This is a genomic window from Mycobacterium sp. 852002-51057_SCH5723018 (assembly GCF_001667035.1).
Lineage (GTDB): Bacteria > Actinomycetota > Actinomycetes > Mycobacteriales > Mycobacteriaceae > Mycobacterium.
Map to the genome: position 1 here is coordinate 21,116 of NZ_LZIR01000078.1, position 12,315 is coordinate 33,430.

The 12,315-nt window shown below is 64.2% G+C and carries 11 protein-coding genes; all 11 read right to left on the reverse strand.

Going from position 1 to position 12,315, the window contains the following annotated elements; translation table 11 throughout:
* Positions 1 to 472: 472 nt before the first annotated feature.
* A complete protein-coding gene (locus A5764_RS28415; protein WP_156664726.1) occupies positions 473 to 1,243 on the reverse strand; it encodes a hypothetical protein in 771 nt (256 codons plus the stop codon).
* 78 nt (positions 1,244 to 1,321) lie between these two features.
* Positions 1,322 to 2,425 (reverse strand): hypothetical protein, encoded by a 1,104-nt coding sequence (locus tag A5764_RS16700; RefSeq protein WP_231989731.1) that lies wholly within the window; start codon positions 2,423 to 2,425, stop codon positions 1,322 to 1,324.
* A gap of 105 nt (positions 2,426 to 2,530) precedes the next feature.
* Positions 2,531 to 3,802 carry a hypothetical protein gene (locus tag A5764_RS16705; RefSeq protein ID WP_067114668.1) on the reverse strand — a complete coding sequence of 424 codons (1,272 nt, stop codon included), beginning with the start codon at positions 3,800 to 3,802 and terminating at the stop codon, positions 2,531 to 2,533.
* Between the two features lie 23 nt (positions 3,803 to 3,825).
* Positions 3,826 to 4,590, reverse strand: a complete 765-nt coding sequence (locus A5764_RS16710; protein WP_067114622.1) for an SDR family NAD(P)-dependent oxidoreductase — start codon at positions 4,588 to 4,590, stop codon at positions 3,826 to 3,828.
* Positions 4,587 to 6,941: a CaiB/BaiF CoA-transferase family protein gene (locus A5764_RS16715; RefSeq protein ID WP_067114623.1), complete on the reverse strand. Its 2,355-nt coding sequence runs from the start codon at positions 6,939 to 6,941 to the stop codon at positions 4,587 to 4,589. The genes A5764_RS16710 and A5764_RS16715 overlap by 4 nt, the downstream gene beginning before the upstream one ends.
* A 7-nt stretch (positions 6,942 to 6,948) precedes the next feature.
* Entirely contained in the window at positions 6,949 to 7,920 is a 972-nt protein-coding gene (locus tag A5764_RS16720; protein ID WP_067114624.1) for an enoyl-CoA hydratase/isomerase family protein, read from the reverse strand.
* A 23-nt stretch (positions 7,921 to 7,943) separates the two neighbouring features.
* On the reverse strand, positions 7,944 to 8,780 hold the full coding sequence (locus A5764_RS16725; protein ID WP_067114625.1) for a mycofactocin-coupled SDR family oxidoreductase: 837 nt from the start codon (positions 8,778 to 8,780) through the stop codon (positions 7,944 to 7,946).
* Positions 8,777 to 9,982 carry a cytochrome P450 gene (locus A5764_RS16730; protein ID WP_067114626.1) on the reverse strand — a complete coding sequence of 402 codons (1,206 nt, stop codon included), beginning with the start codon at positions 9,980 to 9,982 and terminating at the stop codon, positions 8,777 to 8,779. Before A5764_RS16730 ends, A5764_RS16725 begins: the two co-directional genes overlap by 4 nt.
* Positions 9,983 to 10,166: 184 nt before the next feature.
* On the reverse strand, positions 10,167 to 10,871 hold the full coding sequence (locus tag A5764_RS16735; RefSeq protein WP_067114627.1) for a TetR/AcrR family transcriptional regulator: 705 nt from the start codon (positions 10,869 to 10,871) through the stop codon (positions 10,167 to 10,169).
* A gap of 220 nt (positions 10,872 to 11,091) precedes the next feature.
* Positions 11,092 to 11,658: a hypothetical protein gene (locus tag A5764_RS29440; protein WP_067114628.1), complete on the reverse strand. Its 567-nt coding sequence runs from the start codon at positions 11,656 to 11,658 to the stop codon at positions 11,092 to 11,094.
* Positions 11,655 to 12,233 carry a hypothetical protein gene (locus A5764_RS16745; RefSeq protein ID WP_067114629.1) on the reverse strand — a complete coding sequence of 193 codons (579 nt, stop codon included), beginning with the start codon at positions 12,231 to 12,233 and terminating at the stop codon, positions 11,655 to 11,657. Before A5764_RS16745 ends, A5764_RS29440 begins: the two co-directional genes overlap by 4 nt.
* Between the last annotated feature and the right edge of the window lie 82 nt (positions 12,234 to 12,315).

The window sequence follows — 12,315 nt, forward strand, 5'->3', positions numbered from 1 at the left end:
GGTCGCATTTCCCACTCCCATTGCAGTCCGCTGCCTATAGAGCCATCGTCTTCAGCGCTTTCGACTAGGCGCTGTTGGTCAGAAGCGAGTTCGTAAACAACGGTTATGCTGTCGGGTTTCAGCTCGCTTTCGTAGATGGTTATCCCTTGCCTGAAAGCCGGGTCGTATACCGCGAGCTCCTTTAGTTTCGAATAAATCGTCTCGAGCACCGACCCAAAGTAGGGGACCGCCATGCCCGGAGGTAGAGCCCCTTCAGTCTGCGGAAGTGGTTCGTGCGGCGATGCTTCGGCTTCCAAAGTTCCAATCGACGAAGTCGACCCACGAGGCGGAGAAGGTTGCTGACGTACCGCGCTGGCGTCCCGGGACTTCAGCGAACGCTTGACGCGATTACTACGAACGGTCGCAATCGCAGCAGCCGTAACGGACAGGCCGGCACCTACTACCATGCCTGCTACGGGAATTAAGTCATCGATCATGCCTGCTCGCGTTGATTCGCGTCCTCATGCGGGCCAGGCGCGCCTGTTGCTCCCGCCTGAGCCTGGGTCGGATCATTCGTAAGGATGTTGGACCTCAGAGCTAGAGCCGTTCCTTCCTCCATTGCCCTAAGCCAGATGCTACCTGCGCCGAGAACCAACGCGAGGCCAAGAGAGCAGAACGAAACATCCGCGACATGCCTGAGGTGAGCGGCATCTTTATCAATTTGACCTCGAGAATCGTTGTGAGCTGCGAGCAGCGTTGACGTGACCCCGGCCTCATGGTTTTTTGTGTCAATTTCTCCGTATATCCACGCTCCGCATATGAGAAATAAAAACGCTGCTGCGACATTTATGAAAGCAATGCCGGGGTGGGGCATTGATCTGCTTCGGTCTATCAGGACGAGCCAGATCCGGACCATGAGGTCCCCTACAGAAGCACTTGCCAACACAACCGACGTAATAATCACCTCACCACCCGAGAGCACCTGGAAATCGAACAGATCCCAAAGGTGTTGCAGTGTTCCGTTATCCCAGCGTTGGTAAGAGATGCACCCAAGCGGGATTAACGATACGACAACGCCGAAGATGAACCAGCCTGTCAAGCTGTACTTAAGTGAAGTTGGATCGGCTAAACCCAAAAACCACTCCCTAAGACCATTGAACCGGGAATCGGCCAACAACCCTCCTGATGCTGATGCGGCCACATAAGCAACTGAGGTTTGCTCTTTGGCCAGCGACGGAGCTTCGTCGGAAGCTGCGGTCTCCAAACCAGATTTTCACCAGGAGCGGTCTCAAAGTCAAAGTTCCAGAGGTCCTTACTCGAAGAGGATTACCCCTGAGGAGTGTTAACCCGGCGTGGCTGGCGTCGCTCCGCTGGTTATGTTCAGCGAACCGGGCAGGGTCTGGTTCGCGAGGCTCGCAGCGTACGCGTTGGGAGGCTCCGTGAAGTTCACGTTTGGTGGCACGGCACTGACCACGTTGATGATGGGGTGGCCAATTTCTGGCCAGGCGAAAGCGAACATCTTCCAGCATCTCTTCGGAAATCCGTTTCGCTGGAATGTGAGCCCGCAGGGGCGGTAAGTGCGCGGGACGGGGGGCAGCTCGAAGGAAATTAAAAATTCGAACCCGGCGATCTGGATGAAGCCGGCCAGAATTTCGCTGCCCATGCTCGCGGGCCGAAGCTGGACGGAGTTCTGTCGCACGGGATGATCCCAGTTCTGGTTGTGAAGCACGTACATGCCCCAGTGCGGTGGCCATTCCGCTCCGCGCCACAGAATTTCGGCGAGCTGCTGTGTAGAGACGCCGAGGCGGAACCGATAAGCCCGCTTGCCCTCCACCTTCACGGCACCCGCCTCGACCGCGCCCCAGATGACTTTCAGCAACCACAGTTCAAGGTACGGACCGCTGATCAGGGTGAGGTCCCGCTGAAAGTAGTTCCCCTGGAACCGCATAACGTCGAGCTGGTCGGCGCGGAAGTGATGAAAGAAACCAGTTGCCATCGTGTCCAACGGTGAAAGTGCATGGTTGTGTCGCCCGCACAGCATCCGCTTCGCCAGCGAGTTCATCCCGATGGCTTTCTGTTTGACGTTCTTATCCATCCACGCTGCTCCATCCACCATGACCACTTTCTTATCGGCCGAGATGGCTTCGAGCAGGTCTTCAGTCAGATAGTGCTCCAGCGTGAGGTCGTCGCTGCAATCGTTGCTGCGACGGGCGTAACAGCCGGGGTTCGCGTACCCGGTCCGCTCGTCAGTTAGTAGGGCAGGCGGGCGTGGAGCGATCCAAGAGTGATCGCTGGCGCGATGGCAGTTGTGCGCCTTCTCTAGTGATCCGCATGGGCACTCGTCATCGGGTCCCAGGCCGAAGAATTGTCCGCCTTCAGGAACGTCCGCGACCCGCAACACCGATTCACGGAGGTCTTCAATGGGATGCTCCAAGCCATCGCTCACGCGTCAAGAATACTGAAGACTACTGACAGCACTTATAAAGAGTTTTTCGTGGAATCGCGGCCAACCACGAACCAACCCTTACCACCACCCCGAACGATTTCTGCGCTACGACGACGAAGACCCGTCGTCCGCCAAATCGCCTATGTCGTGACGCTCCCACAGGCTCAACAGGTTTGACAGCATCTGCAGGGGCGCGCGCACGCTCTCGTCGTCCCGGATCCGGTGATCCATGCGGCTATTCGGTGCGTCGGCCCCGAACCGCTTGCGAATCAACGCCGGCACATCCAGCAGCCACGCGACCCCCATCGCGGCCGCGTACAGCAGCGTGTGCCGACGCAAGCGGCCCGGATGGAGGCGCGGGCCGCCGCAGTGTTCCACCTCCGCGACGAACAACCGCAGCAGTTCGTCGAAATGCCTGTCCCACAGGTCGGTTTCGGCACCCGACATGGCGCCCCAGATCGCCATGCCCAGGTTCATCTGGCCGACACACCCCCAGTCGAGCAAGCCGCAGCGCAGCACGCCGTCGGCACCGCGCCAAAACCAGGCGTTGTCGACGTTAGCGTTCCAGTGGCACAGCGCGACGTAGTCGGAGTCGGCGGCGAGCTGGTGCGCGATCGTCCGGTCGTGCTGCGCGACCCGCGGAACGTCTTCGCGTAGGCGGGTAAGGAACCGTGGCGACCCGACATTCGCGGGCACCAGGCCGGGATTGGTCTGGACGAATTCGGTCAGTTGGACCAACCTCCGGTCCAGCGCGTCCGGGCACAGCGGCGTTCTCTCCCCCACCGTCGCCGCAGGCACGTCCGGCGGAAAGTGCGCCGTCAGGACCGATGGCAGGCGCCCCGCCCGGTGGGCGCCGGCAAGGCGGGCCAGCGCGGTGAGCAGCGCGCGATAGTGCTCGAATTGCTCGGGCATGTCGTAGTCGAGGCACTTGTGGTATTGGCGCTCGATGCCGTTGTGGCCGAATGCGATTCGCTCGGTGATGACTATTCCGGTGCCGGTCGAGCGGTGGTAATCGGCGAACTGCACGGCGGGTACCGCGATGGGGAATCCCGGCGCCCGGGACAGCGACGCGAACCGGACCTCCGGTTCCATCTGCGTCCTCCCGCGGTCGCGCATCGGGTTGTCGAAGTCGCGGGAGAATTTGACGAACAGGTCGGTGTGCAGACCCGGCTGCGGCCGGTCGTAGTGGACCGACAGCACGGCCTTGCGTCCGGTGCTGCCGCCGGCGACCTCACGAAACTCGGTGATGCCCGTGATCCTGTTGTCGTCGCCGAGCGCCCCCGAGGCTTGAAACGCGTCGGTGAGAAACCGCGCCCCGCCCTCACGTAGGCCGGCGGGATCGGCTGGGAATGGCAGGCCCAAGTGGTCGCCGGTCACATGCCGGTGAATCCCCTTGTCCGTCACCACGTCTGTTCGGCCGCGCGCACCAACATGTGGTTGACGGACACCCGTCGGTCGCGCGTCACCATGTAAAGGACCGCATCGGCGATGTCCTCGGGGCGCAGCTTGACCATCCCGGCGGTCTGGCGCTCGATGGCTTCCCGCGACGGTGCGGCCAGGTGGCTGAAGATCTCGGTGTCGACGGTGCCGGGACCGACCACTCCGACGCGGACCCGCTTACCGAGCACCTCCTGACGCACGGCCTCGCTGAAAGCGTTCACGCCGAACTTGGTCAGCGAATAGACCGCGGTGTTGGGCCGGGACACCCATCCGGCGGTGGAACTGATGGTGACCAGATCGGCCACCCCGCGCGGTGCGCTGGCCGCGGCGTCGACCAGGTGTGGCAGCGCCGCGCGGGTAACGTAGAGGACGCCTTGCACGTTCACGGCCACCATGTCATCCCAGTCCTGCAGACGCGCCTCGGCCGCGGGGGCGGATTGCATCAATCCGGCGTTGTTCACCACAGTGTCGAGCCGCCCGAACTCCGCGACGGTGCCCTGAACGGCGGTCGATACCTGTTCGGCGTCGGTGACGTCGGCGGCCACGACCAGCGCGGTGCCACCTGCGGATTCGATGTCGTCCTTCAGTTCGGCCAGCCGGTCGGCTCGGCGGGCCAGGAGCCCCACCGCGGCGCCCTGTGCGGCCAGCGCCTTCGCCGTCGCGGCGCCGATTCCGCTGCTGGCGCCGGTCACCAGGGCCGCGGTGCCCGCCAGCAGCGCCGTCATGTGCCGCCCCCAGCGGGCGATCCGGCGCCGAGGACCTCGTGCAGCACATAGTCGGTGTCCTCGCCCAGGTCCGGTGCGCCGCGTGCGATCCGGGCCGGGGAGCGCGCCAGCAGCCAGGACGGTCCGATGATCGGCCGCTGCCCTTCGCGGTGATCGCTGACGAAGCGGTACAGCTCGCGGTCCCACAGTCGCTGATCGCCGATCACATCGAGGGCGGTGGCGCTCTTGTTGGCCGCTACCCCCGCCGCGCGCAGGCGGTGCGCGAGCCCCTCGGCGTCGTGGTTACGGGTGAGGCGCGCCAACTCGGCGTCCAGCGCTTCGGCATGACGGTGTCGCGCGTGCATCGTGGCGTAGCGCGGATCCAGGGCCAGCTCGCCGGCGTCGAGCGCGTCGCACAGCCGGCGAAATTCGGCGTCGCTGGAAACGGCAAGCGCGAGCCACGCGCCGTCCGCGCAGGGGTAGCAGCCGTGCGGGCACATATCGGCGTGGCGGTTGCCGTTCGGCCCCAGCCGTTTTCCGGTGAGGCTTTGTTCCAGCAGGCAGTCGCCGACCATCGAGGAGAGTGTTTCCACGGCCGACACGTCGACGAATTGGCCCGCGCCGCTGAGGTCGCGATGCAGCAATGCCACTACGGCAGCGTAGGCGGCGGCCGCGCCGACCGTGGAATCGCCGTAGCGCATGCTGGTCCCGAGCGGGGGGCCACCGGGGTAGCCAACCAGCGACGCGAGCCCGGCGAGCGCGGCGAAGCATGGCGCGTAACCGGTTTGATGCCCCAGCGGCCCGTCGTTCCCCCACATCTTGATCGACACCGAGATGATGTCGGGCTTGATCGCTTTCAGCTGCTCGTAGGCCAGGCCCTGCCGCTCCATTGCACCCGGGCGCAGGTTGTTGATCACGATGTCGCTGCGGGCGATCAGCTCGCGCAGCCGCGCCATGCCCTCGACCGACTTGATGTCGAGATCCACGCTGAGGATCTCGGGATTGATGCTCAAAAAGTAAGGGGCGTGATTGAGGTCGGTGCCGCCGTAGGCGCGCATCTCCTCGGGGTTGGCGGCGGTTTCGACCTTGATCACTTCGGCGCCCAGCATCGCGAGCAGTTTGCCGGCGTACGGGCCGGCCCACACCTTGGTGAGCTCCACGACGCGCACCCCTTGCAGCGGTCCGCCGCGGGGCTCCCTGGGCGGCTTGAGCTGCGCCGACTTGACCACCAACGACTGGCGGGTAGGAGGGCGGTCCAGGAATAGCGCGGTGTGCTGACCGAGAGCCGGTGCCGCGGAGGTGATTTCGGCCGGGGATGCGCTGAGCGCGTACGGCACGGTGGGGTAGGCCGCATCGCCCAGCGCGGGGTGGCTGACGTTCTGGAAGAAACCGCGGTGGCGGTATTGCGCCGAGCGGCGCAGATCCGCGGCCTCGTTGACCGGGACCAACGGCACGCCCAGGCGCTGCGCTTTGTCCGCCGCGCGGTCCTTGGCCACGCCGAGCACCCAGGCGGCGAACCCGCGCCGAAAAGCGGCGACCTTGTCGACAGTGACGGAGAACTCCAGCCAGTCCTCGTCGAAAGCGTCGAGCCATTCCGGGTGGCCGAGGAGTTCCTTCACGCCGAGCCAGTGCGCGCGGCTGGTCATGTACAGGTACACGTAGCCGTCGGCGCACGGGAAAAACGATGCGGGGCCGGCCTGGTCGTAATCGTCGCGGCCGCCCGCGGCGGGAACCTCCCCGGTGATGAATCGGCCCAGGATGCAGTCGGCCCGGGAAACCAGCACGGCATGCTGGGAAATGTCGATCTCCTCGCCCCGGCCGGTGTGCAGGCGCCCGAACAGCGATGACGCGACACACAGAGCCGCGTCCAGCCCCGCTTCGTAGTCGGTCAGGAATCGTCCCGGCCCCTGCAGCGGCGGCTTGTCCGGATCGGCGTGGCTGGGCGTGTGATACCCCCACCCGCTGTCATGAAAGACGTTGATGCTCTGGGCATTCCCGGCGGCAGCATTCTGCCCGTAGGGGGTGATCGAGCAGAACACCACGTTGGGGTGCCGCCCGGACCAGTCCGCGGCGCGGTCTTCGATGACCGCGTCGGCGGTGGCGATCAGCTGGTCCAGACGCTCGGCGCCCGGCGTCGAGTCGGCGTCGAGAACGACGGAGCGCTTGTTCGTGTTGAGGTAGGCGAACAGTGCGCTGCCCTCGGGGCCGGCGTCCCGAGCGACGACGGGTGCCATCGCCCGGGTGGGGCTGCCGCACCCCGGCGCCTCGACCTTGATCACGTCGGCGCCGAAGTCGGCCAGCAGTTTTCCGCAGTACTCCCCCGCGACCGTTTCGGCCAGCTCAACGATCCGGATACCGGCTAGAGCCGCCATGCGCGTGTCAGGGCTTCTTGCGCCCCGAGCGGCTCAGGCGCCACTCCGGCGGAAAGTTCATGTCGTTGTCCTTCACCACGTTGTTGAGACCCCTGCTGAAGGTTCCCTCGGTGAGGTCGACGTCGTTCTCCTGGTCGTTGGCGATCAGCGGCAGCATGCCCTCGACCATCCCGGTGAGCAGGCTCCCGAAGTACTCCCCCTTGTGCTGCTTGTACAGCTCCAGGAAGGTCTTCTGCACCGCGACGGTGTCGGTGGGACGAGAACGGGAACACGCCATCGCGTACTTCAGCGTTTCGTCTTCGAGCTTTTCGCGGGGCACCACGCTGTTGACGAAGCCACACTCGTACATCTCTTTGGCGCTGAACGGCCGCCCGGTGAACAGCATTTCGGAGAACTTCCGCAGCCCCATCGTCTCGGCCCACCACCACAGGCGCGGGCCCCAACCCACATAGCGGAAGGCGGGATGCCCGAAAAGCGTATCGTCGGAGGCGATCACCAAATCGGCGTCGCCGGCCTGATAGAAGTGCCACCCGTAGCAGTACCCCTTGGCTTCGATGATGCTGATCTTGCGCAGCTCCTGCAGCGGGCGGTTCCCCGCGCGCGCCTTGGCGTAGAAGTCGGTCACGGTGGACAGGTACCGATACGAGCCGCCTGGCGGGTATTTGACGTCGTCGTCGTTGATCGCAAGCTCATGCAACAGCGGCATGCCGGGGTTCTCGAGCATTCCGCGCTGTTCGGGCAGGTCCCCGCCGCTGCCGAAATCCTCGCCCTCGCCGCGGATCACCACGACCTTGACATCGTCGTCGACGTTGCACTTGTGGATCAGATCGGCGTAGTTCTGCCGCATTCCCAACGTGGTGGAGTTCTGCGCCTCCGGACGATCGAAGGTGATGTAGGCGATTCGGTTCTTCGTGTCCTTCTCGAACTTGATGTACTGCTCGGCTTCCTTCTTCATCTCTTCGTAGTCGTATTCGGGCATGGTCCTCTCCAATTCGTCAGTCTCTACTTGAGCAAGCTGCCTGCGTCGACAGGAAGCGAAACGCCGGTGACATAACGAGATTCGTCAGAGGCGAAGAACAAAACGGCGTTGCTGATGTCGGCGGCCTCCACCCAGGGCACCGGCAAGGTGTGCATCATGGTCGAGATCGGCGCGAAGTCGTCGGGTCCGGGGTTGGGCAGGTCCGGGCGAAAGAGCCGATACGTGTTGTCATTCATCACCATCGTGGTGCTGACCTGAGTGGGCAACACCGAGTTGACCCGGATCATGTCCTGGCCCAGTTCCACGGCGAAGGCCCGCATCAGGCCGAGGACGCCATGCTTGGCGGCCACGTAGTGGCCGGTGTTCTGGTAGGCCTTGCGGCCGCCGACCGAGCTGGTGAGCACGATTGAGCCACCGCGGCGACCCGAAAGAATGTGGGGTACACCCGCTTTCACGGTGTGCCACACGCCGCTCAAGTTGATGTCGATCATGTCCTGCCAGACGTTCTCCCGAATCTTGTGCAGCTTCCTGCCGTCGGTACCCACACCCGCGTTGGCGACGATGATGTCGAGCCGCCCGAGTTGTTCCACGCCGCTGTCGACGGCGGCTTTGAGCTTGTCGTAATCGCGGACGTCAACTTGGGCCGTCACGATGCGGCGGTTGTGGCCCTTGACCAGGTCCGCCGTTCCGGCGAGATCCTCAGGGGTCGAATGCGGATAGGCCAAATTGTCGATCGGTCCGCAGATGTCGATGGCGATGATGTCGGCGCCTTCCTGCGCCAGGCGCACGGCATGACTGCGGCCCTGACCTCGAGCCGCGCCGCTGATGAATGCGACCTTGCCCGCGACCCGGCCGGTCATCTGGGCACCAGGGCGGGCATGGATTCCCAACCCCGCACGGTCGACGTGGGGCTGAGCATCGCGTTGGTCATGTCGACCTCCCATTCGGGGAATCGCTTGAGAATTTCCTCGAGCGCGACGCGCCCTTCGAGTCGCGCGAGTGCCGAGCCCAGACAGAAATGGGTTCCAACGCTGAAGGTGAGGTGCGGTCGGGCGGTGCGATGGATGTTGAAGTCGTTTGCGTCCGGGCCGAACTGGCGGGGGTCGCGGCACGCGGCACCGAGAAGCATCATCATCACGCTGCCTTCGGGCACCGTCCGGTCATAGAACCTGACGTCGCGGGTCACGAACCGCGAAACGTGGGGCGCGGGTGGCTCGTAGCGCAGCACCTCCTCGATGGCCTGCGGGATGAGCCCCGGGCTTTGGGCGAGATCCCGACGCTGATCGGGGTGCTCGGCGAGAACCTTTCCCGCCCAACCGATCAGGCGTGTCGTCGTTTCGTTGCCCGCTCCGGCGACGACGTTGAGGTACACGAGGATCTCTTCGCGGGTCAGCCGCCGGGTCGTTCCCGCCTCGTCGACGAACTCGACGTTGAGCAGCTCGGTCATGATGTCGTCGGAAGGATGCTCGGCGCGCCAGTCGATGTAGGCCTCGAACTGCTCGCCCACCGAGAGGCCGTGTTCGGCGGCCTTCATGGGCTTGCCGGCCTCGGTGCGCAGCTGGGCGTTGCCCCGGTCGCGGATGTACTCCTGGTCGTCCTCGGGAATGCCGAGCAGCATGCTGATGACTTTCATGGGCATTCGCGCACCCAGGTCGGCGACGAAGTCGAATCGGCCCGAGCCCACCAGCGGATCCAGGCATTGAGCGCAGAACTCGCGGATCATCGGCTCCAGCGCCGCGATCCTGCGCGGCGTGAACATCCGCGACAACAGCTTGCGGTGCACGTCGTGGATCGGCGGGTCCTCGAAGATCAGCATGCCCGGCGGGATTTCCAGGTTGGCCTTGATCAATTCCAGGATCGCGCCGCGCGCCGAGCTGAAGGTGGTGTGGTCGACCAGCGCCTTGGTGACGTCGGCGTACCGGCTCAATGCGAAAAAGTCGTATTCGGCGTTGTAATAAAGCGGCGCCTCGTCGCGCAGGCGCGCGAACATCGGGTACGGGTCGGTGATGAGCTCGACATCGTACGGATCGAAATGAACATCGCTGTCGGTGCTCGTCGTCACGAAATGCCTCCTACCGCTTCCGTTTCCGGATTTCCGTAAAGATGCCTGCCGCCGGTTCGCGTCAGCGCCGAATCTGTTCGGGCAATTTGTACACTCCGCTTAAATGCTTTTGCCTCGGCAGGGCCTACTCTATTCTCGTAGAGAACCATACCGCGGATACTCTGGCAAGACCCGGACACGACACTCAACCGGATGCGGCCACCCGGCGGCGACGCGCCGGACGCCCGCCGCTTTCGGTCAGGCGGCCCTTGATGGGACTTTTCAAAATGCCGGCGGCAATAGCCGACAAGATGCCGTCGAGCTGCTCTGCGCTGTCCACGATCCGGTCGCCGTGGGCCGACCGCATCAGCAGACCGTTGATGAACGTCAGCGTGACATTGCTCAGATCCTCGACCACGGCCGGATCCAAATCGGCGCCGTGCGGCATCAGCTGCACCAGGATTTCGCGGTGCAGCTTGGTGAATCCGTCCGTTGCCTGCTGCAGAATCGCGGCGAGCGCGGGGTCGCGGCTGGCCTGCATGGTGAGCTCGTACCTGGCCTTCGTCCGGGACAACTGGGGCTCGGTGCCCGCCTGTATGACCACCTGCGACAACCGCGACGGCAATGGACGCTTCCCCGGCCCGTCCGCGCCGTCGGCGACGGATTGCAGCGTGGCCAGATCCAGCTCGGCCAGCCGCTCGGCCACCGCGCGCAACAGCGCCGAGCGGGTTCGGAAATAAAACGAGGTCGTGCCGTCGGGCACGCCGGCCTTGCGGTCGACCTTGAGATGACTCAGCCCCTTGACCCCGTCGCCGGCCAACAGCTGGATCGCCGCATCGCACAGGTCGCGGCGGCGCTCGGCCGGGTTGGGCTTGCGTCGTTGCGGTACAGCGGATGTGGGTCGGGCCATGAGCAGTAGCTTTCCTGCCGACGGACGTGGAGCTAGTTAGCTTGAACCACGAGGCTACTCTATATTTGTAGTGTCAGCAAAAGGGTCGCAGCCGCTTCGACGTCGACGCAACACAAGCAGGTATCGCCGCCACAGTGTCTGGGGCGGCGATACCTGCCGCGGGTCGCTTCGTCGGCTGCCCGGAGCCGAAATGCGCTGCGGCACCGCTTTATTAGTGGCGTTACACGGCGAGCAGCCTCTCGAAAAACTCGCGATAGTGCATCAGGGCCAAGCGGAGGTCTTCGGTGGACGCTTCCTCCCCGCGAGCCCACTGTTCTTCGAGGCGCGAGCGCGCGTGGGCGAAACCAGTCGTTAGCTGTTCGACCAGATCAGAGACCAGATGATCAGCCTTGTGGACACACTCCTTCGGATCATCGACAAAAGCCGCCTGCACGGCGGCCCACCGCGCGCGCAAGTCCCCGAGTTCTTCATCGGCGAATAACGATGGCTTCGTTGGTGATTCGGCTTCCTCGCCCGAATGCCCCGCAGGCACTGCCGCAGCCTCACCGGTGGGCGCCGTTTCGCCGGGAGCGGTCGAGGGGTCCGCCGGCGTGACCGGCGGCTGATTTTGATTCTGCTCCTGACCAAAAGGCGCTGGTGCGCCCAACGGCGGTGACGGCTCGCCAGAAACGGTCGTGGGGTTGGCCGCCGTCCGCGTCGTGTGCTCGCCGACCGGACCCGTTCCCGACTGCGGGGCCTGGGACTCAGGGTCCGAACCGGTCAGTGTTGGATGATCGTGCGTTGTCATGCGCTTGCCTCCTGTGACGTGTTGTCATCTGTTGTGTTCTCGAGCAACTTTTCGAACAGCGCCCGGTAGTGCACGAACGCCTCCCGCAGCTGTTCGGTGCTGACGTCCCCGTCCTGCTGCTGCGCAAGGTGAATGCCGTGCGCCGCGCGGTAGTTCTCGACGATCTGCGGGTGGTCCACCGAGATGTCAGCCGCCCGCTGATCGAAGTCGTCGACCGGATAGCCCCGCGCGCGCATTGCCGCGTTCACCAGACGATCGGCGACACCTACAGCGGTCGCCGGGTTGTCGACGAACTGCGTTTGCACCTGCTGCCAGCGGGTGGCGAAGTCCGATAGCGCCGACGGCGTCAATGGAACGATGTCGAGTGTGTCCCGCTTACGTTCGCGAGCGGTCAGTTCCTTCTCGGCGGCCTTCGGGTCACCCGTCCGCGATACCAGACGCTCGTACTCGCGGCCATAGTGCTGCTTCATACGCGCTGTTTTCCTGCGGCTGCGCATCAAGCTCGCTACGACAACCAGCGCGGCGACCACGATAACGACGGAGGCCGCGATCAAAATCCATTCCCAAACGGGCATCTCGTGCTCCTCTCATACTCGTGTCGAATAGCCCAGCCCGCGCCGAGGCAAACGCCCATTTTGTGGCGTGCACCACGAAGCC